Source organism: Nonomuraea insulae (assembly GCF_042656245.1).
This window is the reverse complement of record NZ_JBHSPA010000006.1, coordinates 166,273-188,327: the sequence shown is the minus strand read 5'-3', so window position 1 is coordinate 188,327 and position 22,055 is coordinate 166,273. Positions and strand designations below refer to the sequence as shown.

At 69.9% G+C, this 22,055-nt stretch carries 24 protein-coding genes; 13 read left to right on the top strand and 11 right to left on the bottom strand.

Annotated features, from left to right (window positions below):
- Positions 1–5: 5 nt before the first annotated feature.
- On the top strand, positions 6–908 hold the full coding sequence (locus tag ACFPZ3_RS03630) for a hypothetical protein (RefSeq protein WP_379512489.1): 903 nt from the start codon (positions 6–8) through the stop codon (positions 906–908).
- Here ACFPZ3_RS03630 and ACFPZ3_RS03625 read toward each other — a convergent pair.
- The gene (locus tag ACFPZ3_RS03625) at positions 880–1,401 is read right to left on the bottom strand and encodes a gamma carbonic anhydrase family protein (RefSeq protein WP_379512488.1); all 522 of its coding nucleotides are present in this window, start codon (positions 1,399–1,401) and stop codon (positions 880–882) included. The genes ACFPZ3_RS03630 and ACFPZ3_RS03625 overlap by 29 nt on opposite strands.
- A gap of 150 nt (positions 1,402–1,551) precedes the next feature.
- On the opposite strand from ACFPZ3_RS03625, the gene ACFPZ3_RS03620 reads away from it, so the two are divergent.
- A complete protein-coding gene (locus tag ACFPZ3_RS03620) occupies positions 1,552–2,556 on the top strand; it encodes a hypothetical protein (RefSeq protein WP_379512487.1) in 1,005 nt (334 codons plus the stop codon).
- A gap of 167 nt (positions 2,557–2,723) precedes the next feature.
- Here the strand turns inward: ACFPZ3_RS03620 and ACFPZ3_RS03615 are convergent, their stop codons facing one another.
- The 4 genes from ACFPZ3_RS03615 to ACFPZ3_RS03600 form a co-directional block, all read right to left on the bottom strand.
- Positions 2,724–2,966, bottom strand: a complete 243-nt coding sequence (locus tag ACFPZ3_RS03615) for a hypothetical protein (RefSeq protein WP_379512486.1) — start codon at positions 2,964–2,966, stop codon at positions 2,724–2,726.
- A 123-nt stretch (positions 2,967–3,089) separates the two neighbouring features.
- Entirely contained in the window at positions 3,090–3,842 is a 753-nt protein-coding gene (locus ACFPZ3_RS03610) for a GntR family transcriptional regulator (RefSeq protein WP_379512485.1), read from the bottom strand.
- A gap of 152 nt (positions 3,843–3,994) precedes the next feature.
- A complete protein-coding gene (locus tag ACFPZ3_RS03605; RefSeq protein ID WP_379512484.1) occupies positions 3,995–4,459 on the bottom strand; it encodes a VanZ family protein in 465 nt (154 codons plus the stop codon).
- 118 nt (positions 4,460–4,577) lie between these two features.
- Complete coding sequence (locus tag ACFPZ3_RS03600) at positions 4,578–5,297, bottom strand: dienelactone hydrolase family protein (RefSeq protein WP_379512483.1); 720 nt, start codon at positions 5,295–5,297, stop codon at positions 4,578–4,580.
- A 138-nt stretch (positions 5,298–5,435) separates the two neighbouring features.
- Between ACFPZ3_RS03600 and ACFPZ3_RS03595 the strand changes: the two genes are divergently transcribed.
- Genes ACFPZ3_RS03595 through kynU form a run of 7 tightly spaced genes read left to right on the top strand, consistent with a single transcriptional unit; the run spans position 5,436 to position 11,900 of the window.
- Positions 5,436–6,845 carry an aldehyde dehydrogenase family protein gene (locus tag ACFPZ3_RS03595; protein ID WP_379512482.1) on the top strand — a complete coding sequence of 470 codons (1,410 nt, stop codon included), beginning with the start codon at positions 5,436–5,438 and terminating at the stop codon, positions 6,843–6,845.
- The gene (locus tag ACFPZ3_RS03590) at positions 6,838–7,635 is read left to right on the top strand and encodes a 2-keto-4-pentenoate hydratase (protein ID WP_379512481.1); all 798 of its coding nucleotides are present in this window, start codon (positions 6,838–6,840) and stop codon (positions 7,633–7,635) included. Before ACFPZ3_RS03595 ends, ACFPZ3_RS03590 begins: the two co-directional genes overlap by 8 nt.
- Entirely contained in the window at positions 7,632–8,057 is a 426-nt protein-coding gene (locus ACFPZ3_RS03585) for a RidA family protein (protein ID WP_379512480.1), read from the top strand. Before ACFPZ3_RS03590 ends, ACFPZ3_RS03585 begins: the two co-directional genes overlap by 4 nt.
- Positions 8,054–8,569, top strand: a complete 516-nt coding sequence (locus ACFPZ3_RS03580) for a 3-hydroxyanthranilate 3,4-dioxygenase (protein WP_379512479.1) — start codon at positions 8,054–8,056, stop codon at positions 8,567–8,569. The genes ACFPZ3_RS03585 and ACFPZ3_RS03580 overlap by 4 nt, the downstream gene beginning before the upstream one ends.
- The gene (locus tag ACFPZ3_RS03575) at positions 8,570–9,538 is read left to right on the top strand and encodes an amidohydrolase family protein (protein ID WP_379512478.1); all 969 of its coding nucleotides are present in this window, start codon (positions 8,570–8,572) and stop codon (positions 9,536–9,538) included. It abuts the gene before it with no gap.
- 13 nt (positions 9,539–9,551) lie between these two features.
- Positions 9,552–10,694 carry an ABC transporter substrate-binding protein gene (locus ACFPZ3_RS03570; protein ID WP_379512477.1) on the top strand — a complete coding sequence of 381 codons (1,143 nt, stop codon included), beginning with the start codon at positions 9,552–9,554 and terminating at the stop codon, positions 10,692–10,694.
- Positions 10,695–10,706: 12 nt separating this feature from the next.
- Positions 10,707–11,900, top strand: coding sequence for a kynureninase (gene kynU / locus ACFPZ3_RS03565; RefSeq protein WP_379512476.1), 1,194 nt, complete (start codon positions 10,707–10,709; stop codon positions 11,898–11,900).
- Here the strand turns inward: kynU and ACFPZ3_RS03560 are convergent.
- Entirely contained in the window at positions 11,893–12,264 is a 372-nt protein-coding gene (locus ACFPZ3_RS03560; protein ID WP_379512475.1) for an MmcQ/YjbR family DNA-binding protein, read from the bottom strand. The genes kynU and ACFPZ3_RS03560 overlap by 8 nt on opposite strands.
- A complete protein-coding gene (locus tag ACFPZ3_RS03555; protein ID WP_379512474.1) occupies positions 12,261–13,313 on the bottom strand; it encodes a DUF2293 domain-containing protein in 1,053 nt (350 codons plus the stop codon). The genes ACFPZ3_RS03560 and ACFPZ3_RS03555 overlap by 4 nt, the downstream gene beginning before the upstream one ends.
- A gap of 92 nt (positions 13,314–13,405) precedes the next feature.
- Between ACFPZ3_RS03555 and ACFPZ3_RS03550 the strand changes: the two genes are divergently transcribed.
- Positions 13,406–14,209: an FKBP-type peptidyl-prolyl cis-trans isomerase gene (locus ACFPZ3_RS03550; RefSeq protein WP_379512473.1), complete on the top strand. Its 804-nt coding sequence runs from the start codon at positions 13,406–13,408 to the stop codon at positions 14,207–14,209.
- Positions 14,210–14,250: 41 nt separating this feature from the next.
- On the opposite strand, the gene ACFPZ3_RS03545 is transcribed toward ACFPZ3_RS03550, so the two are convergent.
- Positions 14,251–15,162: a M23 family metallopeptidase gene (locus ACFPZ3_RS03545; RefSeq protein ID WP_379512472.1), complete on the bottom strand. Its 912-nt coding sequence runs from the start codon at positions 15,160–15,162 to the stop codon at positions 14,251–14,253.
- Between the two features lie 113 nt (positions 15,163–15,275).
- On the opposite strand from ACFPZ3_RS03545, the gene ACFPZ3_RS03540 reads away from it, so the two are divergent.
- Complete coding sequence (locus ACFPZ3_RS03540) at positions 15,276–17,999, top strand: AfsR/SARP family transcriptional regulator (RefSeq protein WP_379512471.1); 2,724 nt, start codon at positions 15,276–15,278, stop codon at positions 17,997–17,999.
- Here ACFPZ3_RS03540 and ACFPZ3_RS03535 read toward each other — a convergent pair.
- Together ACFPZ3_RS03535 and mads6 are read right to left on the bottom strand one after the other, a co-directional pair.
- On the bottom strand, positions 17,996–18,505 hold the full coding sequence (locus ACFPZ3_RS03535; RefSeq protein ID WP_379512470.1) for a GNAT family N-acetyltransferase: 510 nt from the start codon (positions 18,503–18,505) through the stop codon (positions 17,996–17,998). The genes ACFPZ3_RS03540 and ACFPZ3_RS03535 overlap by 4 nt on opposite strands.
- On the bottom strand, positions 18,502–19,848 hold the full coding sequence (gene mads6 / locus ACFPZ3_RS03530) for a methylation-associated defense system protein kinase MAD6 (RefSeq protein WP_379512469.1): 1,347 nt from the start codon (positions 19,846–19,848) through the stop codon (positions 18,502–18,504). The genes ACFPZ3_RS03535 and mads6 overlap by 4 nt, the downstream gene beginning before the upstream one ends.
- Before the next feature lie 61 nt (positions 19,849–19,909).
- Between mads6 and ACFPZ3_RS03525 the strand changes: the two genes are divergently transcribed.
- The gene (locus tag ACFPZ3_RS03525) at positions 19,910–20,527 is read left to right on the top strand and encodes a DJ-1/PfpI family protein (protein ID WP_379512468.1); all 618 of its coding nucleotides are present in this window, start codon (positions 19,910–19,912) and stop codon (positions 20,525–20,527) included.
- Positions 20,524–20,979 carry a MarR family winged helix-turn-helix transcriptional regulator gene (locus ACFPZ3_RS03520; protein ID WP_379512467.1) on the top strand — a complete coding sequence of 152 codons (456 nt, stop codon included), beginning with the start codon at positions 20,524–20,526 and terminating at the stop codon, positions 20,977–20,979. Before ACFPZ3_RS03525 ends, ACFPZ3_RS03520 begins: the two co-directional genes overlap by 4 nt.
- Before the next feature lie 14 nt (positions 20,980–20,993).
- On the opposite strand, the gene ACFPZ3_RS03515 is transcribed toward ACFPZ3_RS03520, so the two are convergent.
- A complete protein-coding gene (locus ACFPZ3_RS03515) occupies positions 20,994–21,437 on the bottom strand; it encodes a hypothetical protein (RefSeq protein WP_379512466.1) in 444 nt (147 codons plus the stop codon).
- Positions 21,438–22,055 lie beyond the last annotated feature (618 nt).

Sequence of the window (22,055 nt, the reverse complement as noted above, 5' to 3'; positions counted from 1 at the left end):
CCGCTATGAGGGCGAAGGTAGTAGGGATGTTGGTGGTCGGCAGCGTGCTCTCCGGTTGCGGCACGGCTACGTCGGCGCAGCCGACCCCTACCGGACCAGGCATACTCACGCTACAGAACGCCACACCGCCCGCGCCCGGCGGGGAGGTGGGTGAGGCGTCGACGGAGTTCGACAACGCCGGCGACCTGTCGATGTGGACCAAGCTCAGCTCGACCGAGAAGGACATCGACCGGCTCACCAAGTTCGACGTGAACAAGACCGTGAAGGGCTCGATGTACCTGGAGCCCAAGGTTTCGGCCTGGTTCGACGGCTTCCGCGGGCCCTACGTGTACCAGGAACTGGCCGGCGACATCGTCATGTACGCCCGGGTCAAGGTCACGGGCAAGAGCGGCGGGCAGCCCAAGCGGAAGTTCTCGCTCGGTGGGCTCATGGCCCGCCAGCCGAACTCCTACGTCAAGCCCAACTGGGTCTCGGTCACCACCGGCACCGCGGAGAAGAGCGGCCAGGTCGAGGTGAAGTACACCCAGGACGGCAGCTCCAAACCGAAGGAGCTGACCGTCAAGAGCGGCTGGGTGGACCTCGCGCTGGCCAGGGTCGGCCGCGTCTTCGTCGCGCTGTACAAGGAGGACAACGGCAAGTGGAAGGTGGGCCAGCGCTGGCCGTCCACCCTGCCCGACGTGCTCCAGTGGGGCGTGACCGCCTACACCGACTGGGACAGCTACAGCCTGCTCCAGAAGGACGCGACCAAGGGCAACGCCAAGCAGGTCACCGGCGTGCCCGACCTCAAGCTCACGGTCGACTTCGTCCGTTTCCTGAGGCCGGAGCTGCCGGAGTACGCCGACCCGCTCAACACCGCGTCGGTGCCGGACGCCGTCCTGATCAAAGCGATGACGCCTGCCGGTGCCTGAGTGCCTTGGCCATGTAGCCGTCCGGCGTGCGGGCGAAGGAGTCGCGGTCGTCGTCGGTGAGCTCACGCACGATCTTGCCGGGCACCCCGGCGACGAGCACCCCGGCGGGGATCTTCTTGCCGGGGCCCACGAGCGCTCCGGCCGCCACCAGCGTGCCCGCGCCGATGTGGGCGCCGCCCAGCACGATCGCTCCGATGCCGATCAGCGCGCCGGACTCCACATGAGCGCCGTGGACCATGGCCTTGTGGCCCAGGCTGACGCGGTCTTCCAGGATCGCGGGCTCGCCGGGATCGGAGTGCAGGCACGACAGATCCTGTACGTTGCACTCCTCGCCGACCTCGATCCGCTCGTCGTCCCCCCGGAGAACGGAGCCGTACCAGATGCTGGATGCTCGGCCCACCCGTACGTTGCCGACCACGACGGCGCCGTGAGCTATGTACGCATCGGGGTGTATGTCCGGGACTGCTCCGTTGTCCAACGCTGCTATGTACATTCGAGACATCGTAATTCCAGCTCTGGGTATGGCGTTCGGGTTGCGGACGTGGGCAGATGGCAGGAAAGTCGTTTCCTGACGTCCCGTTGCCAGACCCTCACAACCCGCAGTTTTCCCCCGCCTCACGCAAACCACCCTTAGGTAACCCCCATGACACACCAGCACGAGAGCATTCCCGACCTGATGCAAGAGGACACCTTCGAAGTCGTGATGCGCGGCTACAACCGCCGTCAGGTCCACGACTACATGATCCGTACCCGTAACCAGATCCGGGATCTGGAAGAGCGGCTGGCCCGGGCGATCGAACAGGCCGAGCAGGGCCGTATCGAGCTGGCCGACGCCCGGCGGCGCATGGTCGAGACCCCGCAGAGCTATGAAGACCTCAGCCCCAGGCTCGCGCAGATCCTCCGGCTCGGGGAGGAGGAGGCCAACTCCAAGCGCGAGGACGCCGAGGCCGAGGCCTCCAGCGTCCGCGAGGCGGCCAAGTCCGAGTCCGAGCGGCTCGTCACCACCTCCAGAGAGACCGCCGACAAGATCCTCACCTCCGCGCAGGCCGAGGCCGAGCGCCGGGTCGGCGAGGCCACGCAGGCCGCCGAGCGCATGCTGGCCCAGGCGGGCAGCGACGCGGAGGAGCAGCTCACCGCCGCCCGCACCGAGTCGGAGAGCTCGCTCAAGGAGGCCCAGGCCGAGGCCGAGCGGCTGGTCAGCGGCGCCAGGGCGGAGTCGGAGCAGGTGATGCAGAACGCCAACGCCCAGGCCGAGCAGCTCGTGACCGGAGCGCGTGGCGAGGCCGACGCGATGCTCGCCACGGCGCGGCAGCGCACCGCGACGCTGGACGAGCAGGCGGGGCGGCGGGTCGAATACCTGTCCAACACCCACACGGAGGTCGTGCGGCGGCTGACGGAGGTCAGCTCGGTGCTCGCCGACCTCATGCGCAGCGAGTCGAACGCCGGTCCGCTCGTCCCCGACGCCCTCGCGCCGCCGGCCCTCCAGAGCCCTCAGGACGACGTGCGGGTCATCGTCGAGGAGGAGGAGACGGGCGGGGAGCCGGAGCAGCCTGAGCAGCTTGAGCAGCCCGCTCTCGCTCAGGAGGAGAGCATCTCGGACGACACCGACGTGCACACCACCATCCGGGTGGCGCGGGCGCACAAGTAACCGCGGCGCAGGGCTCCACGGAGCGGAAGCCCCCGCCCCCGATAGGGTCGGAGGCTTCCGCGTTCGTGGCCCCTCCTGATTGGGGGCCCGGTACCGGGGCCGCCGAGACGCTGGACCCGGCACCGGGCTGCTTGTGGACGCAGGCCGCGGAACGCTCCACGACCTGGTCAAAGAGGTGCGGGGCCGGCCCGCCACGATTGTTGCTCGCCGGTCCGCCTCTCCTGGTCCCGGAGCTGGTCGCGCAGACCGTCCGGGTCGTCCGCGTCGATGGTCATCGCACATCCGTCGTCACGCTGCGCCGCGTTGAGCGGATGGTGTCTCGTGGCCCACCAGCGGCCCGCGTCGCTCCGCCAGATGGTCCACTGGGGGTACTCCCGGGCGATCTCGGCAAGATGCCGATCAAAGGACATCGCTGTCCGCCTTTCCCGGGCCCCCAGGCGAGGTTCCATCTCCTTAGAAGATGCTGCACCTCTCTAGAGAATTCAATGATCGTGACGGACAGGTCAACCTATCGCTTGACAGATCCACTTGAATCAAGCGTCGAAGTCGTACTGGAGTACATAGGCCGCCGAGTCCAGAACCATCTCGTTGACCTCGATCGGCAGCCCGCCCGACGTGTACGCGGTCCGCGAGATGACGATCACCGGTGTGCCGCCCGGCAGATCGAGCAGCCCGCTCTCCAGCGGCCCGGGCATGCGGGCACGCACCTCCTCGGTGAAGTGGGCGGGAGGAACGCCCAGATCGCTCAGCCTGGCGTAGACGCCACCAGGGCCGGTGTCCTCCGACGTGATAGCGCTGCCCTCGACGAGGGTGGCGGGGAAGTAGGACGTGGCCAGTTGCACAGGCCTGGTGTCGACCGAGTAGCGCCGCCGTCGAACCCATACCTCGGCGCTCTCGAGGACGCCGGCGACCTCCTCGGTGGCTCGCTCCAACGCGACCTCGACGTGATCCACGACGAAGGGCCGGCCGCGTGTGTCGGCGTCCCAGATGGCCCGCCCCTGTCCCCACTGCTCTCGTGACAGACGGCGCGAGCCGTGTCTGCGTATCGGTTTGAACAGCCGCACGTAAACCCCCGAACCTCGTCTGGGCACCGCCAGCCCTTCGTTGATCAGTACGGCAAGCGCCTGCCTGGCGGTGGCTCGTGCGATTGCGTAGTCGGCCATGAGCGCGTTCTCGCCCGGTAGTCGGTCCCCGTCGCGCAGTTCGCCGGACAGAATCCGGGCGCGGAGGCCGTCGGCGATGCGTCGATAGATAGGGGGCTCGTGGGGTACCGGGGATTCAGACAACTTTGATCACCCTCTGTCACCAACCAGGTTGTGGCGTCTCCAGAGAACTTGCCCCGTCTTGTCCACGATCGCACAGAAGAAGGTGATGGTCCCGGGCAGATTTTGAGCGGATCGTGCCCAAGTGGTGAATTCGGCGATGTTTTAGCGGGCCGTTACCGTGGAACGGTCCCGGCCGGTATTCGATCGGCCCACCAGCGGCGAGTAACCAAAGCGAAGATCACCGCGCCTGCCGTGTTGAGCAGGACGTCGTCCACCGAGGAGAAACGGCCCAGGCGGAGCACGTACTGGAGGACCTCGACCAGGACCGAAAATGCCGCCGCGACGGCCGCAACGCGAGCCGGACAGGACATGGCGCGGCTGCGCACCGGCAGCAGCGCGCCCAGCGCGGCGAAGACCAGCAGGTTGCCTCCGACCTGCACCGACGCCACCTCCCACGGCACGTGGGCCAGGTCGGCGAGGTCGGCGAAGGGGACCAGGCCGACTCCTGCCGGGCCGTCCGACGGCGTGAGGATCATCCATATCCATGGCACGGTCCCGGCCACGATGCCGATGTCGGCGATCGAGGTGCGCAGGGGTGCCTGATGGCCGGCGCGGGCGCGGTGGCGGGAGAGGAGCAAGATTGCTAGCAAGGCCAGGGGGAGCGCAAAGGTACCAGCAATAATGACGTTTCCCCACAATTCCCACGTCCGCGCCATCCGACCATCATGGCGATGATCTAGGGGTACCGGAAGATGTCTATCTGGACAGGTCCGGGCGGACGGGCAGATGATCGTTCAGGAAGTCGAGCGCGACCCGCCATGTACGCTCCGCTGCCTCCGGTTGGTAGAACATCGGCGCCTCACTGTTGGTGAAGGCGTGCCCGGCCTCTTCCTCGACGTGCATGACCACGTTCGGCCGGCCCTCGGCCGCCCGCTCCACGACGGCCACCCGGTCCCGCGTGATGTAGGGGTCGCTGCCGCCGAAGACCAGCAGGAGCGGCGCCTGGATGCGGTCCATCAGCCCGGTCGCCTCGGGGACGGCGGAGCCGTACAGGGACACGACCGCGCCCAGCTCGATCTGGGTGGCCAGCATGTAGTCGACCGAGCCGCCCAGACAGAAGCCGACCGCGCCGACGCCGCCGCTCACCTCGGGCAGGGACTCCAGGTGGGCGACCGTGAGCGCGCAGTCGGCCACTCCCTGCGCGAGGTCGAAGCCGCTGGCCAACTCGATCGAGGCCGCCGTGCCCTCGGGCGTGTGCTCACCGCGCCAGTGCGGCTGCAAGCGCCAGAACAGATCGGGCGCGGCCACCACGTAGCCGCGAGAGGCCAGGTCGATGGCCACTTTCTCGATGTATGAGCTGATGCCGTAGATCTCCTGCACGACAAGGATTCCGGGCCCTGTCGCCGCGTCGGGAAACCACAGCTGTACGTCGAAAGAGCCGTCATGGGCGGCGATTCGATCTGTTCGGTTCTGCATGTCCACCAGCATCGCGCATAGCGCGCGCCGCGTTCGGGCGAGACGATGCGATCGGAGGTTCCGTGTCCCGGAACCCTCTGTTGTCCACAGCGGCACCGCGATCTATACCGGGAGCGAGGGAGAGATGAGGAGACAGTTGTGCTGACCCATTTCATCGGGGGACTGCCGGTGGCCGTGGGCAAGGCGTTCCCCGTCCACGATCCGGTGACGGGCGCCCTGGCCAGGCAGGTCCACGAGGCCGACCCCGAGATCGTCGACCGGGCGGTGCGCGCGGCCAGGGAGGCGGCCCGCGACTGGGCGGCGCTGCCCGTCGGCGAGCGCGCGGGGTGGATGCGCCGCCTGGCCGAGGGCATCGAGGCGCGCTTCGACGACCTGGTGGCGGCCGAGATCGCCGACACGGGCAAGCCGCTCGACCAGACGCGCACGCTCGACATCCCGCGCGGCATCGCCAACTTCCGCGCCTTCGCCGACATCGCCGCCCAGCGCCCCGACGACGCCTTCCACCTGTCGGGCCTGCTCAGCTACACCGTGCGCAGGCCGCTCGGCGTGGTCGCCGTGATCGTCCCGTGGAACCTGCCCTTCCTGCTCATGACCTGGAAACTCGCGCCGGCGCTCGTCGCGGGCAACACCGTGGTCGTCAAGCCGTCGGAGCAGACGCCGGGCTCGGCCGCCGTGTTCGCCGAGATCTGCGCCGACGCCGGCCTCCCGCCCGGCGTGGTCAACATCATCTTCGGGTACGGCTCCGCCGGCCAGCTCCTCGTCGAGCACCCCGGCGTGGACGCCGTGACGTTCACCGGATCCACCAGGACCGGCTCGGCGATCATGCGCACGGTGGCCGACCGGGTCACGCCGATCTCGTTCGAGCTGGGCGGCAAGAACGCCGGGGTGATCTTCGAGGACTGCGACCTCGACCGGGCCGTCGAAGGCACGGTGAAGTCGGTCTTCACCAACGGCGGCCAGGTCTGCCTGTGCACGGAGCGGCTCTACGTACACCGCTCGATCTTCGAGGAGTTCTGCGCCCGGCTGGCCGTGCGCGCCCAGGAGATCGAGCCGCAGCCCATGATCTCCGCCGAACACCGCGAGAAGGTGCTCTCCTACTACGCCCTGGCCCGCTCGGAGGGAGCCAAGGTGCTCACAGGAGGGAGTGTCCCCGTGTTCGGTGATCATCGCGATTCCGGATATTTCGTGGAACCCACGGTGGTGACAGGCTTATCGGAATGGTCGAGGTTCAACAGGGAGGAGATCTTCGGTCCCGTGTGCCACGTCGCGCCCTTCGACAGCGAGGCCGAGGCGATCGACCTGGCCAACGGCAGCGACTACGGCCTGGCCGCGACGGTGTGGACCACCAGCCTCGACCGCGCGCACCGGGTGGCCCAGCGCCTGGAGGCCGGGCTCGTCTGGGTCAACACCTGGTACCTGCGCGACCTGCGTACCCCGTTCGGCGGCGTGAAGCTGTCGGGCATCGGCCGGGAGGGCGGCACCCGGTCACTCGACTTCTACTCTGAACCCACCACGATCACCATCAAACTGGAGCAGCCCGATGCATGACGAATGGTCCCAGGCAGTGGACGGGCGCGCCCAGGCCGCCGACAGGCTGGCGGAGGCGGCGCGCTCGGGCAAGCCATGTGCGCCGATCAGGGACCTGGTCAGCACGGCGGCCGACGGGTACGCCGTACAGGAGATCAACACCAGGCGGGCGCTCGGCGAGGGGCGGCGGCTGGTCGGGCGGAAGGTCGGCGTGACGAACCCGGTGCTGCAGGCGCGCTTCGGGATCGACCAGCCGGACTTCGGCATGTTGTTCGCGGACATGTCCTACTGCGACGGGCTGCCCATCCCGCTGGAGCGTTTCCTGCAGCCCCGCGCCGAGGCGGAGGTCGCGCTGGTCTTCGGCCGGAGCCTGGAGGGCGGGCCCTTCACGGTGGCCGACGTGATCAGGGCGGTGGAGTTCGCGCTGCCCGCCATCGAGATCGCCGACTCCCGGATCGCCGACTGGGACATCACGCTGGCCGACACGGTCGCGGACAACGCCTCTGCGGGCGCGTTCGTGCTGGGCAACACGCCCGTGTCGCTGATGGGGCTCGACCTGCGGGCGGCCGGGATGACCATGACGCGGGGCGGGCAGGAGGTCTCGACCGGCTCGGGCGAGTCGTGCCTGGGCAACCCGCTCAACGCCGCCGTCTGGCTGGCCACCCGGCTGGGCCGCACCGACCACCCGCTGCGGGCCGGTGACGTGGTGCTGACCGGCGCGCTCGGGCCCGTGGTGCCCGTCGAGCAGGGAGATGTGTTCGAGGCGCGGATCGAGGGGCTCGGCTCGGTGCGGGCGGTGTTCGGCAAGTGAGACCCAGGGCCATCCGGGTTCCGGGCAAGGCCACCCCCCGAGGGCGGTTCCCGCACGTCAAGCGCGCCGGCGACTTCCTGTACGTCTCGGGTACGAGTTGCCGGCGCCATGACGACACGTTCGTGGGCGTGGAGGTGGACAAGTTCGGGACCACGAACCTGGACATCCGCGCCCAGACCCGGGCGGTCATCGAGAACATCGGCGACATCCTCAAGGCCGCGGGCGGCTCGCTCGCGGACCTCGTGCAGATCACCACGTATCTGGTGAACATGAACGACTTCATGGGTTACAACGAGGTCTACTCCGAGTTCTTCGACGAGGAGGGCCCCACGAGGACCACGATCGCGGTGCACCAGCTCCCGCACCCGCATCTCCTCATCGAGATGCAGGCCGTCGCCTACCACCCACAGGAGCGATCATGATTCCTCCCATCGACCTCACCAAATGGATCGACGAGCACGCTCACCTGCTCAAGCCGCCGGTCGGCAACAAGGTGGTCTTCGAGGCGACGGACGACTTCATCGTGATGGTGGTCGGCGGGCCCAACTTCAGGACCGACTTCCACGTGGACCCGTTCGAGGAGCTGTTCTACCAGGTACGCGGCAACATGCACGTCGACGTCGTCACCGGGAACGGTCCTGAGACCGTGCACATCAGGGAGGGCCAGATGTGGTTGTTGCCGGCGCGCGTGCCGCACTCCCCGCAGCGGCCGGAGGCTGGGTCCGTGGGGCTGGTGGTGGAGCGGATCCGGCCGGAGGGTGAGCTGGAGAGGTTCCGGTGGTACTGCATGGAGTGCACGGCTCCCGTCCACGAGGTGGAGCTGCAGGTACGCGACATCGTCAAGGACCTGCCGCCCGTCTTCGAGGCGTTCTACACCGATGAGAAGGCCCGCACCTGCGGTCAATGCGGCGCGCTGCACCCTGGCAAGGGCTAGATGGTCACTGACGTACACACGCACCACGTGCCCAGGGGCTGGCCCGAGCTGGGCTGGTCCGGGGCGCCCAGACTGAGGATCGAGTCGGAGCGCGAAGCCACGATCCTCGTCAACGACCGACAATTCCGGAAAATTCAGGATGACTGCTGGGATCCGGCCGTCCGGCTGGAGCGGATGGACCAGGACGGCGTGGACCGGCAGGTGGTCTCGCCCACGCCCGTCTTCTTCGGCTACGACCGGCCGGCCGAGCAGGGCCTCCGCGTCGCGAGGGTCTTCAACGACCTGGCGCTGGAGATCTGCGCGGACGAGCGGCTGATCCCGTTCTGCCAGGTGCCGCTGCAGGACCCGGAGCTGGCCTGCGCGGAGCTCGACCGCAGCCTGGCCAACGGCCACCGCGGCGTCGAGATCGGCAACCACGTCGGCGACCGCGACCTCGACGACCCAGGAGTCGTCGAGTTCCTCCAGCACTGCGCCGCGCGCGGCGTCCCCGTCTTCGTGCACCCGTGGGACCTGCCCACGGGCCCGCGCGTGGAGCGGTGGATGGCGCAGTGGCTGGTCGGGATGCCGGCGGAGACCCACCTTTCCATCCTGGCGATGATCCTCGGCGGCGTGTTCGACCGCGTGCCGGACACCCTGCGGATCTGCTTCGCGCACGGCGGCGGCTCGTTCGCCTTCTGGCTCGGCCGGTTCGACAACGCCTGGCATCGCAGGCGCGACCTGGTCGGCGTCTCGGAACGGCCGCCGTCCCACTACCTCGGCAGGTTCAGCGTCGACTCTGCCGTCTTCGACGAGCGCGCGCTACGGCTGCTCGTCGACACTCTCGGGGAGGACCATGTGATGCTCGGAAGCGACTTTCCCTATCCCCTGGGCGAGTCACCCTCAGGTTCCCTGATCAGTAAAGCCGGCTTCCTGACCAGCGCGGCCCGTGCCAAGCTGCTCTCAGCCAACGCCGAGGCGTTCCTGGGCTGAAGGGAGCCTCCCCATGCGCGTGCCTGTGCTGGGGCTGCCCGTGGTCGGGCTTGCGGTGCTGATGGCCGCGGGGTGCGGCGGATCGGTGCCCTCGTCCGACGAGGAAGGGACCCCGGTCAAGATCGGCGCGATCATCTCACAGACCGGCGTGTACGCCATGCTCGGCGACGACATGGAGACCGCCATGCGCCTCTACCTCGACGACCACGGCGACCGCCTGGGCGGCAGACCGGCCGAGCTGCTGGTGGCCGACGACGCGGGCTCGCCCGAGCGGGGCGGGAACGAGACCAGACGGCTGATCGACGACGAAGGCGTGGACGTGATCACCGGACTGATCGCCTCGCCCGTCGCCGTGGCCGTGGCCGAGCAGGCCCGCCGTACACAGGGGGTGGCCGGGGTGACGGGCCCGACGCCGGTGGTGGTCGCCAACGCGGGCGACGACGGGCTCGGCGGCCCGAACGTCTTCCGCGTCTCCTACACCAACCACGACCACGGCCACGCCGCCGGGCGTTACGCCGCGGAGCGGTACGGCAAGGAGGGCGTGGTGCTCATGGCCTCCGACTACTCGGCCGGCGTCGAGACACTCAAGGGCTTCGCCGAGGGGTACGGCGCCAAGCCGCTCAAGACCATCCTCACCCCGTACGGCAGGGTCACCGACCTGGAGCCGTACTTCGAGCAGATCCCGCCGGAGGCGAAGCTGCTGTTCGCCTTCTACGCCGGCGGCGAGGCGGTCACGTTCGCCAGGTCGTTCAAGCAGCTCGGCTACGACGCCAAGATCGAGCTGCTGGCCTCCATGAACCTGACCGACGAGGACGTGCTGCGGGTGATCGGCCCCGACGCCGAGGGCATCACGAGCGTCGGCATGTACTCGCCCGCCCTGGACAACCCGGACAACGCCGCGTTCGTCGCCAGGTGGCGCGCCAAGACCGGCAGGAACCCCTCCGCCGTGGCGCTGCAGAGCTGGGACGCCATCCGTCTCATCGACGCGGCGCTGTCCAGGGGAGGCGACCTGACCCGGCGGCTGGGGGAGCTGGGGGCGCTGACGGGGCCGCGCGGCACGTTCCGGTTGAACGCCGCGCACAACCCGGTGCAGAACTGGTACGCCCGTGAGTACCACAATGGCGTGAACAGGGTGATAGCCACCATCCCTCCATGACGGGAGCGATCCTTGGACCGTGACCAGTGCCTGGCCCTCGACGCCGAGGATCCGCTCAGGGCCTTCAAAGACGAGTTCGTGCTGCCGGAAGGGGTGGTCTACCTCGTCGGCAACTCGCTCGGCGCGCTGCCCCGGCATACCCCTGAGCGGGTGCGGCAGGCCGTCGAGGACGAGTGGGGCGGGCAGCTCGTCGGCGGCTGGAACCATTCGGGCTGGTACGAGCAGCCGCTCACCGTCGGCGACCGCATCGCGCCGCTGATCGGCGTGGGCCCCGGGCAGGTGGTGGCGGGCAACACGACCTCGATCGCGATCTTCCAGGCGGTGGCGGCGGCGCTGAAGCTGCGGCCGGAGCGCCGGGTGATCGTCTCCGACGTCCGGAACTTCCCCACCGACCACTACATGGTCCAGGGCCTGGCCGGGCTGCTCGGCGGTTACGAGGTGCGCGACCTGTCCGAGGGGCGCTTCGACGACGCGGCCGTGGTGCTGCTGTCGGAGGTGGACTACCGCACCGGCGCCCGCCACGACGTGCCGTCGGTCACCGCGCGGGCGCACGCGGCGGGGGCGCTCATCGTGTGGGACCTGTGTCACAGCGTGGGCGCCATGGAGGTGGACGTCTCCGGGGCCGACTTCGCGGTCGGATGCACGTACAAGTATCTGAACGCAGGGCCGGGCGCGCCCGCGTTCCTCTACGTCAACCCGCGCCACCAGGACTCCGCCGAGAACGTGTTGTCCGGCTGGCACGCCCACGCGGAGCCGTTCGGGTTCGAGGCCGGTTACCGGCCGGCCGAGGGCATCAGGCGGTTCGCGGTCAGCACCCCGCACGTGTTGTCGTTCGCGGCGCTGGAGGCGGCGCTCGACGTGTGGGAGCGGGTGCCGATGGACCTGGTGCGGGCCAAGAGCATGGCTCTGACCTCGCTCTTCGTCGACCTCGTCGGCGACAGGCTGGAGCTGGCCTCACCCGCCGACCCGGCCGCGCGCGGCAGCCAGGTGAGCCTGCGTCACCCCGACGGCTATCCCGTGATGCGGGCGCTGATCGACCGGGGCGTGCACGGGGACTTCCGCGCGCCCGACATCCTCAGGTTCGGGTTCGCGCCGCTCTACACCGGCTACGCCGACGTCCACGACGCCGCCGCGGGGCTGCTGGAGGTGCTGGACAAGGAGCTCTGGCGGGAGGAGAGGTACGCCACGCGCCTGGCCGTCACCTGAGGTCGAGCTCCTTGACCGCCCGCTTGGGGGCGATCGCCCGGTAGCTCTCCTCCACCCAGTCGAGCAGCACCTCGGTCTCCGGCAGCTCCGACAGGAACGGCACGGTCACCCAGCCCGCCTTGCCCAGGCCGTAGCCGCTCGGCTGGGCGCCCTCGACGGTCAGCGCGTGCCCGTGCGCCTCCGACGACAACTTCACGCCGAACGTGGGATCCCACTTCTCCGTCTGCTCGTCGAGACCCAGGAAGACGAAGACCTTCTTGTTGACCTTGATGACGGTCTCGCCCCAGGGGTGGTCCTCGTGGGTCTCGGGCAGGCCGAGCGCGAACGTGCGGATCTCTTCCCTTACGTCGTGCCAGTCGCTCATGTTTTCGACGTTAGCTCACGGAACTCGTCGAGCTTGCGATCGATGTCGCGCCTGATCCGCTCGCGGGCCTCCATCCGGGGGACGCCCGACATCAGCAGCTGGTCGTAGCCGGTGTCGAGGTGCCGGATCGAGGCGATCACGGCCAGGGTGATGGCGTTCTCGTCGAGTGCCTTGGCCGCCGCCGACCTGCCCACCCGGCCGCTGCCGCGCTGGGCGGCGTGCTCGGCGATCTCCCTCGCCCTCGGTTCTGGGCAGCCGGGGAACAGGCGGGCGATCTCGGCGGCCATCCGCTGCTGGAACTCGACGTCCTGCTCCGCCCTGCGAACCCGGTCGCGGTCACGGCGCAGCAGCCGCACCTCCTCGTCGGCCAGGCAGCGGTCCTCGGCCGCCGTCAGCGCGGCCTCCTCCACCAGCAGGCCCTGGCGCTGGTAGACCTTGCGCCGCCGGTTGTACCGCACCACCACCGCCGCCAGGCCGCTCTCCTGCTTGGCGCGGCGGCTGAGTGCCGCGTTCCCGGACGGCAGGAACACCAGGTGGTCCATGTCGGTGCAGGTCAGGCAGTGCGGCCGCTCGTCCTCCATGATCAGGTATGGTCCTGTGTCGCCGCAGGACGCGCACCTCCAGTCGTCGAGCGGGGCCACCGCCACCAGGTCGGGCGCCTTGCTCTGCGCCTCGGTGAGCCGCCGCACCCGGGCCTCGCTGAGGTCGGGCGACAACCAGTGCACCCGGAACTGCTCCTGCGAGTGCGCGGTGGTGAAGCGCAGCTCGCGGCGGTCGCGGGTGCCCGCCACATACGGGGTGTCGACCGGTTTGAGCCCCTTGGCCCGCGCCCAGTCGCGCAGCAGGCCGGCCGTGGTGAGCAGGCGCTCCTCGTCCACGGCCGCCAGCTCGGACAGCGTGGCCGCCCGGCCCTGGCGCCAGATGTCCACGTGCCTGGAGTGCAGCCAGCGCAGGCTCGTCACCACATCGATGAACGTCACGTATTTGCGGGTGGTCAGCGCGATCTCGGCCGCTTCCGCGACCCTCCTCGCCAAGTTCGGCTTACTCACCCCCCAAGTTTGTCGTGTGATGGGAGGACTCGAAGCTTTGCTTTTGCAACTTGCGGCAAGAAACTCCTTCGGATCTGGTCCGGGAGGAAATCGTGCGTCTGTTCTGGCCTGCCCTTCTCATGCTCGCCACCACGTGTGGCGTGTCGGAGGAGAGCACGCAACCCGTCGTCACAGGACGCTTCGGCAGCAGGCCGACCGTCTCGATACCCAAGGGCCAGCCGGGGCGCACACCGCGGATCACGGTGCTGTCGGTGGGCAGCGGGCGGCGTACGGTGCCCGGTGACGTGGTGCTCGCCGACGTGGACATCCGGCGCTGGTCGGGGAATCGGCCGTACATGAGCACCTACGACGGCAACCAGCCCACCACCGTCGTCTTCGACGGCAGGAAGGTGTCGGAGACCTGGCGGCAGGCGCTCATCGGCCGGCCCGCGGGCAGCCGGATCATGCTCGTCAGCCCGGCCGCCGAGGCCCTGGGGCCGAACATGCCGCTGACCGGGGTCTCGCCCGCGGACACGCTGGTGTTCGTGTTCGACATCCTGGGCGGTTACCCGCCGGACGCCCGGCTCGTGGGGCGGACGCTGCCGATGATCCCGGCCGACCTCACGCCCGCCGCGTCGCCGCGGATCCTCATCGACGGGTCGGGGCGGACCGTCGTCGCGGGGTCGAAGGTGGTCATCCAGTACGTGGCCGTGTCCTGGCCGTCCCGCAGCGTCGTGGACTCCTCCTACCGCCGGGGCGGTCCCGCCGCGTTCACCCTGGAGGCGGGCGCCGTCCCCGCGGCCTGGGTCGGCGCGCTCGCGGGCCGGCACGTCGGCAGCCGCGTGGCGGTGCCGTCACCGGGCGATCGCCCGATGCTCTACGTCATCGACATCCTGGACACGATCACGCGCGAATGAGGGGCCGCCGCGGCGACCCCTCATCCGCGGTGCGGTGGGGTTCAGTCGCAGTGCTCCAACGGGCTGTTGTAGGTGGAGGCGCCGGCCTTGCCGCCCCACCTGACGCAGGTGCCGGAGGCCGAGGCGACGACCGGGCCCGCGTAGTAGGTGAAGTTGCCGGAATCGGTCTTCCTCGTGCCGCCCTCCACCTCCAGATAGGCGGTGGTGGCGGTGGCGGTGCCGAGCGACTTCGCCTTCAGCGTGGCGACGCAGTTGTTGCCGTTGCCGCTGTTGTACAGCAGGTAGACGGTGCCGTCACTGCCGAGCGCGGCCGAGTCGATCACGTCGTAGCCGGAGCCGCAGACCTCCTGCGGGGTGTACGGGTTGGTCGCCGAGCCGCCGCAGTTCTTCGAGGTCACGGCCTGCTGCGGATACCCGAAGGTGACGCCGTTGAAGACGGCCTTCTGGATGTTGGACGGGTAGCTGGTCCCCAGCCGTACCTCGTAGTGGAGGTGAGGCGAGATGTTGTTGCCCGGCTTGCTGGTGTTGCCGACCGTGCCGATCTGCTGGCCCTGCGAGACGGCCTGGCCGGCGCTGACCGAGCGGGAGTTCAGGTGGGCGTAGTACGTGGCCCAGCCGCCCCCGTGGTCGATCTTGACGAGGTTGCCGTAGCCGTTCACCGAACCCTGGTGGGCCGAGATCGCCACCGTGCCCGCCGCGGCGGCCACCACGGTGTCGCCGAGGTCGGCGCCCGCGCTGCTGCCCCGGTTGAAGTCGATCTCCCACGACTCGTGCGCGCTGCTGCCGCTGGAGTTGCCCGTCCACGTCTGGCCGCAGGGGAAGGGCAGCTGGAAGTTCGTCGCGAGTATCTGCGCCTGCTCCGACCCCGGCTCCGGATCGGCCCAGGCGACGGAGGTCGTACCGATGCCGAGTAACAATGCGACGCCCGCGACCATTGCACCGCTGAGCTTCATGGGGTGATCCTTTCCCGTGGGATCTCTGAGACCAGAGTCCGCACAGGCCGCACAAGAAACGTCCAGAAACCCGTACAAGAGCTGTCAGGCCCCTGGAGAGGAGCCGATGTGCGATGACGGTTACCTACCACCTGCTCGGGCCGCTCGAGGTCCGCTCCGGCGGGCGTCCCGTCCGGATCTCCGGCAGGAAGCCGCGCCTGCTGCTGGCCACACTGCTGCTCGAAGCGGGGTGCGTGGTCGGCGCCGACCGGCTGGCCGAGGTGCTCTGGCCGGACCGCCCGCCGCGCTCCGCCCAGGCCAATCTGCGCACGTACGTCAGCTCGCTCCGCTCCGACCTGGGCCCCGGGCAGCTGCGGGCCGACGCCTCCGGTTACGCGATCGACGTGGCCGGGCCCGCGCTCGACCTGCTGACGTTCGAGGAGCTGATCGATCGTGGCGAGTACGCCGAGGCGCTGGCGCTCTGGCGCGGGGCGCCGCTGTGCGACCTGCCGGGCAGCCCCGTCTGGGACCGCCGCCTCGAACACCTCCACCGGATACGCCTGCACGCCGCCGAGGCGCTGATCGAGCGGCGGATCGCGCTCGGGGACCACGACGGGGCCATCCCCGAGTTGCGGGGGCTGCTGAGCGAGCATCCCTATCGGGAGGACCTGTGGGGCCGCCTGGTGCTGATCCTGCACCGGGGCGGCAGGAAGGCCGAGGCGCTGCGGGCCTACGCCACGGTGCGGGATCGGCTGGTGGAGGAGCTGGGCGTCGAGCCGGGGGCCGAGTTGCGCGGCGCGTACGAGCTGATCCTCGCCGACGAGTCCCTGCCGGTCGTGCCCCGCCAGCTCCCGCCCGACCTGCCCGACTTCACCGGCAGGGCCGAGGCCGTGGCCGAGCTGGGCCGGCCGTTCTCCGTCGCGGTGATCTCGGGGCCGCCGGGGGCGGGCAAGTCGGCGCTGGCGGTGCACGTGGCGCACGCCCTGCGCGAGGTGTACCCGGCGGGGCAGCTCTACCTGGAGCTCGGCGTCAGGGAGCCGGCCGATCTGCTGGCGCAGGCGCTCAGGGCGCTCGGCGTGACGTCCGCGCCGCCGACGGTGCCCGAATGTTCGGCGCTGCTGCGCTCGCTGCTGGCCGAGCGGCCCATGCTGGTGCTGCTCGACGACGCCCGCGACGCCGAGCAGGTACGTCCGCTGCTCCCGGGCAACGACAGCGCGGTGATCGTCACCAGCCGCCGCAGGATCACCGAGTTGCCCGGCGCCGTACGGGTCCAGCTCGCCGACCTCGATCCGGGCGAGGCCCTGTCGCTGCTCCGCCACATCTGCGGCGAGGACCGGGTGGCCCGCGAGCGCGAGGCGGCGCTGGCCATCGTGACCTCCTGCGGAGGGCTCCCGCTGGCCGTCCGCAACGCGGGCGCCCGCCTGGCCGCGCGGCCGGGGTGGTCGTTGTCGGTGTTGCGGCAACGGCTGGCGGACGACTGGCTGGGGGAGCTGAGGGACGTACGCGCCAGCCTGGACCACGGGTACACGGGTCTGCCGCGCGAGGCCGCCCGCACCCTCGGCGCCCTGGGCCTGCTCGGGACGGTCGCCCAGCCGGGCTGGGTGGTGGACGCGGCGCTCGGCCGGCACGGGGCCCACGACGTGACGGACCTGCTGGTGGAGGTCAACCTGCTGGACCTGGTGGGCACGGACTCGATGGGCCAGCCGCGCTACCGCGTCCCCGGCCTCATCGCCCGCCACGCCCTCGAACGCGGCCCATCCCTGCTCGGCGCGGTCGGCTGCGCGGGGCCGGATGAATCGAATGGGCCGGACCTGGACGGGCGCGAGGCCGTGGGGCGGGTGCTGGCGGCGTGGACGGTGACCAGCGAGCGGGCGATGGCCCGGCTGCCCACCACCGTGTTCAGCCTGACCGCCGCCAGGGCCCCGCGCTGGCGGCTGCCCGAGCAGACGCTCGAACGGCTGACCTCCGACCCGGTCACGTGGTTCGAGGCCGAGCACGAGGCGCTGGCCGGCGCGGTGGAGGTGGCGGCCGGGCTGGGGCTGGCGGAGTCGGCTTGGGGGCTGGCCGCCGCGATGGTCCCGTACCTGGATCTGCACTGCCACCTGGGCACGTGGCGGAGCACCCACACCGCCGCCCTGGCCGCCTCCCAGGCGGCCGGTGACAGGTACGGCGAGGCCGCCATGCTCAGGGGCCTGGCGCAGGTGGGCCTGTACCAGGATCGGTACGAGGAGTCGGCTGAGGGCTTCACCCGCTCCCGCCGGATATTTCATGATTTAGGGGACCAAAGGGCCGAAGCTATCTCCATCTGCGGCCTCGGCGCCGTCCACCAGTTCAGAGGCAGGCACGCCCGCTCACTGGGCCACTTCAAACACGCCCTGGCCATCTTCCTGGCCACCGGCGACAAACCCGGCGAAGCCTACACTCGCCAGGCCATCGGCCGGGTCTGCCTCAAGTCCGGCGACCTGGCGCAGGCCTCGGAGTCCCTGGGCCAGGCCATGCGACTGGCCCAGGAGCTCGGGGACGCCCACCGCGAGGGCTGCGTATGCCTCCAGATGGGCCACCTGCACCAGGCGATGTCGTTCCACCGGCACGCCCTGGAGATCTTCGAGTCGCTGGGCGACCGGCACTGCGGCGCGTACGCGTTGCAGAGCCTGGCCGGGCTGCAGGCGGCACACGGCGACCTGGCCAGGGCCTCCACCGGCCTCGAACGCTCGCTGGAGATCTTCCAGGAGCTGGGCGACCGCAGCGGCGAGGCGTCCACCACCCAGCTCCTCGGGGAGTTGCACCGCTCGGCCGGTCGTACGGGCCTGGCGCTCGACTACCTCAGGCACGCCAGCGCCCTGCGCTCCAGCATCTAGGTCAGGTCGGAGCGGATCATGCTGTAGAGGACGCCGTCGTGCCACCGCCCGGCCCGGAACCCGCACCCCCGCAGCACGCCCTCCCGGGTGAACCCCGCCTTCTCCAGCGCCCGCTGCTCCGCCACGTTCGTGATCTCGGTGGTCGCCTCGATCCTGTTGACCACGGAGTGGTCGAACAGGTAGCGCGCGATCAGCCGCTGCGCCTGGGTCCCGTGCCCCTGGCCACGGTGCTCGGGGGCCACGATCAGGCCCATCGACCAGTAGTAGCTGGCCCGGTTGGCGACCTGCTTGGTCCACGACACCAACCCGACCGCGCCGCCGTCGTTCGCGATGATCAGGATGCCGCCGTCCTCGCTCAGCATGCCGTTCGTCTCCCAGCGCTCACGCATGCGGTGGGGGTTCTGGAACCCGTACCACTGGAACTCGCCGGTGCTGCCGGGGTCGCTGGTGAGCCTGTGGAGGAAGGGCAGGTCGTCTTCTTCCACAGGGCGCAGGCTGATCGTCATGGCCGGGACACTATGCGACGCACGAGCCGTCTGAGCCTGGACTCCGGCTGCGGTGTCTCGTGCAGGTCCTCCAGCGCCTGGGCCGCCGTGGGCCGCTTGGCCGGGGACTGGTCGAGCATCCGCCGCACGACCTCGGGCAGGTCGGGCTCCTGGGCGTCGGCGCTGGTCGGGAAGCGGCCGGTGAGGAGCTGGTAGGCGATCGCCCCGGCCGAGTAGACGTCGGAGGCGGTCGTCATGCGGTCGGGCCGCTCCTGGCACTCCGGCGCCACGTAGTGGGCGTCGAGCACGTTGCCCAGCTCGTGGGCCACCGTGTAGTTGCGCGGCCCCGGCTTGGCGTAGTCGAACCCTGTCAGCACCGCGTGCCCGCCGTCGGTGACCAGCACGGAGGCCGGGGTGAGCGCCCGGTGCACCACGCCGTTGGCGTGCGCGTGCGCGAGCCCGCGCAGCAGGTCCTGGATCACGCCCAGCGGGGCGCCCTTGCCCAGCGCGAGGTGGAGCGCCTCGCCGTGCACGTCGTCGAGCACCAGCACGAACCGACTCTCGTCGTCGATGGCGAAGAAGTCACGTGAGCGCACCACGCAGGGGTGCGGCGGGATGCGGGCCAACGTCTGGTAGGCGTTGGCGATGCGCTGCCGCTCGGCCGCCCGCGAGGCGTGGTCGGCCAGCGGGTCGGCCTGGTAGACCCGCAGCAACACGGTCTCGCTGCCCGGCAGCGTGACGTTGAACGCCCGGTATTCGGTGACCTTGGCATCGCCGCCGAGCTGCTCCTCGACCTCCCAGTTGCCGAACCTGGGCGGCGCGGTGCTGCGGCGCACGCTCTGGTTGAGCGCGTCGAGGATCGCCGTCATGTACGGCTTCGCGTCGGGACTGCACCCCCGCCTGACCCGCGAGACATCGCTCAGCGTGGCCAGCAGCCTGGGCAGGGTGGTGACGTTGACCGCGTCGCGCCCGACCTGATCGACCAGCTCGGCGTCGGGCGAGGTGAGCACGACCAGGCTGTCGACGTAGACGCGTTCGAGCTGCGTGGCCTTGGACACCAGCAGCCCCTTGAGCGCCTTGGCCGTGCCCCGCAGCTTGGTCACCGGCGACCCGAACGCCTCCCTGCGCGGCGGGAACCACCGCGTGCCCGACACCTCGATGCGGCCCCGGGTGCCCTTGACGTCCACGACCACGATCGAGTGGCCGGTCAGCACGATGAGGTCCACCTCGAAGACGTCGTGGCCGCGTGGCACCTCGACGTTGTGCAGCAGCAACCAGTCGGCGGGCGCGTGGTCTCGCAGATAAGCGATCACGCGCCGTTCGGCGTCGTTGACCGGACGTCCTCCGCCGACGATCTCTGCCATGCCGACTATCCTCGCATGCTCTTGCATTGACAGCATGCTGTCGAAATGACAACATGCTGTCATGAAGGGAATCATTCACCTCGCCGTCTACGACACGCTCGCCGACTGGGAGACCGGTCATGCGACCGCGCACCTGCGTACGGGGCGCTACCAGCGCGAACCGGGCGGCTACGAGATCGTCACCGTCGGCCTCACCACTGACCCGGTCCGCACCATGGGCGGCCTGCGGATCACCCCGGACATCGCGCTCGCAGACCTCTCCCCGGCCGGCAGCTCACTGCTCATCCTGGGCGGGGCCGATCTCTGGGACGAGGGAGACTCGCTGGCGCCGTTCGCCCGCAAGGCCCGCACGTTCCTCGACGCCGGCGTGCCGGTGGGCGCCATCTGCGGCGCCACGGCCGGCCTGGCCCGCGAGGGGCTGCTGGACGACCGCGACCACACCAGCGCCGTGCTCCAGTACCTGGAGGCCCAGGAGGGATATGGGGGCGGCAAGCGCTACCTCGACCAGGACGCCGTGCTCGGGGGCGACCTCATCACCGCCGGTCCCACGGAGCCGGTGGCCTTCGCCCGCGAGATCTTCCGGCGCCTCGACGTCTACCGGCCGCAGGTGCTCGACGCCTGGTTCCGGCTGTTCGCGCGGAGCGACGCCTCGGCCTTCGAGGTGTTGACGGCGGCGTGAGCGAGAGCGGCGAGCTGCTGTCGGGGCTGGCGCTGGGCTCGTTCCGGCTCAACGGGCAGTTCATGCACGTGGCGGAGGGTTTGGCACGGCCGGTGGGGATGACGGCGGTGTGGTGGCAGGTGCTCGGGGCCGTGCTCCGCGAGCCGCTGCCCGTCAGCGGGATCGCCCGGGTCATGGGGATGACCCGCCAGGGCGTGCAGCGGATCGCGGACCTGCTGGTGGAGCGCGGGCTGGCCGAATACCTCCCCAATCCGGCGCACCGGCGGGCCAAGCTCCTCCAGCCGACGGCGGAGGGCCGGGAGGCCGTGGCCAAGATCAACCCCGCCCACCAGGACTTCGCCGATCGGCTGGTCGGCGAACTGGGCGCGGAGGACGCGCGGGCCTGCCTGGAGGCCCTCCAGCGGCTGTCGGCGGCCCTCGACCGCCTGGGCGAGCATCATGACCGTCAGTGAATTCGTGGTCATTCTCATCCCGCCATCCGCGCCGACGGCACGCGAATTCTGCGGCGCGGTTTGAACACCGACAGCGTCGTCGCCGTCATCAGCATGACGATCTGCGTGCTCAGAACCGCCACCTGACCCCACTGCCGCGCGGGCTCGGCGGCCCGGCCGCCCGAGGTCACGGCGGCCATTCCTTCGGGGTCGAACAGCAACATGCCGACCCCGATCACGGCCACCACCAGCGCGAGCTTGACCGCCACCCAGTAATAGCGAAACAGCCCCCAATGGCTGGTCAGGCCCAGTGTGATGCCGGTGATCAATGCGATGAGGCTGAGCGGTATCCCGCCCGCGAACACCAGCGGCGGCATCAGGCGATAGGCGGCGTGCGCCAGCTCCAGATCCTTTGTCAGCGCCGCCGCCGTATTCAGCACGACCAGCCCCCACACCTCCCCGAGCAGCGCGACCGACACGATGACGTGGATAACCACGATCGTCCTGCGGATACGCGATCGCATCTCGCTCACTCCTTTCTGGAGCGGCCATCCTCGCCGCTTTGTATGCCCGCGACATCGCCCCCAGGGCGGCCGTCGGCGTACCACGATCGGCGTACGGGTGATTCCCAAGTTTCGGGTGATCGTTGCCTAACCGGCGGTGAACGAGGGCGGCGCCATTCTCGCGACCGGCCAAAACAATTACCGCCCGGCGGCCCGCCGGCGCGGTGTATACGCCGGGCGCAGTCGACGGGATGGAAAACCGAGTGCCAAGAAAACGAGGTTCCTCCTTGACCTCCAGGTAGGCCAACTGAGTTGCGGTTTTCGCTGTCTGCCGCGATTGTTATTGGCGGCACCTGACAGCCCTGCAGAAACGACTATGGCGTCGGGTTTTCCGCGCCGATCCATGGAGGAAAGCACACATGATCCGTCGCATTCTGGCCGGTGCAGCAATCGCGGCCGTCGCCTTCGGCTTCTCCGCCACCGGAGCCTCTGCCAGCGTCGGCCCCAACCCGCACAACGGCGGGCAGAGCATCCTGAGCCAGCTCAGCATCCTGGACGACCTGACCGCGCTGAACGACGTGCTCAACGACTCCG

Bases quoted from the DNA above. Each gene is read 5' to 3' on its own strand.
- ACFPZ3_RS03630 (WP_379512489.1), top strand. From the start codon at position 6: ATGAGGGCGAAGGTAGTAGGGATGTTGGTGGTCGGCAGCGTGCTCTCC.
- ACFPZ3_RS03625 (WP_379512488.1), bottom strand. From the start codon at position 1,401: ATGTACATAGCAGCGTTGGACAACGGAGCAGTCCCGGACATACACCCC.
- ACFPZ3_RS03620 (WP_379512487.1), top strand. From the start codon at position 1,552: ATGACACACCAGCACGAGAGCATTCCCGACCTGATGCAAGAGGACACC.
- ACFPZ3_RS03615 (WP_379512486.1), bottom strand. From the start codon at position 2,966: ATGTCCTTTGATCGGCATCTTGCCGAGATCGCCCGGGAGTACCCCCAG.
- ACFPZ3_RS03600 (WP_379512483.1), bottom strand. From the start codon at position 5,297: ATGCAGAACCGAACAGATCGAATCGCCGCCCATGACGGCTCTTTCGAC.
- ACFPZ3_RS03590 (WP_379512481.1), top strand. From the start codon at position 6,838: ATGCATGACGAATGGTCCCAGGCAGTGGACGGGCGCGCCCAGGCCGCC.
- ACFPZ3_RS03580 (WP_379512479.1), top strand. From the start codon at position 8,054: ATGATTCCTCCCATCGACCTCACCAAATGGATCGACGAGCACGCTCAC.
- ACFPZ3_RS03575 (WP_379512478.1), top strand. From the start codon at position 8,570: ATGGTCACTGACGTACACACGCACCACGTGCCCAGGGGCTGGCCCGAG.
- ACFPZ3_RS03570 (WP_379512477.1), top strand. From the start codon at position 9,552: ATGCGCGTGCCTGTGCTGGGGCTGCCCGTGGTCGGGCTTGCGGTGCTG.
- ACFPZ3_RS03560 (WP_379512475.1), bottom strand. From the start codon at position 12,264: ATGAGCGACTGGCACGACGTAAGGGAAGAGATCCGCACGTTCGCGCTC.
- ACFPZ3_RS03545 (WP_379512472.1), bottom strand. From the start codon at position 15,162: ATGAAGCTCAGCGGTGCAATGGTCGCGGGCGTCGCATTGTTACTCGGC.
- ACFPZ3_RS03540 (WP_379512471.1), top strand. From the start codon at position 15,276: ATGACGGTTACCTACCACCTGCTCGGGCCGCTCGAGGTCCGCTCCGGC.
- ACFPZ3_RS03535 (WP_379512470.1), bottom strand. From the start codon at position 18,505: ATGACGATCAGCCTGCGCCCTGTGGAAGAAGACGACCTGCCCTTCCTC.
- mads6 (WP_379512469.1), bottom strand. From the start codon at position 19,848: ATGGCAGAGATCGTCGGCGGAGGACGTCCGGTCAACGACGCCGAACGG.
- ACFPZ3_RS03525 (WP_379512468.1), top strand. From the start codon at position 19,910: ATGAAGGGAATCATTCACCTCGCCGTCTACGACACGCTCGCCGACTGG.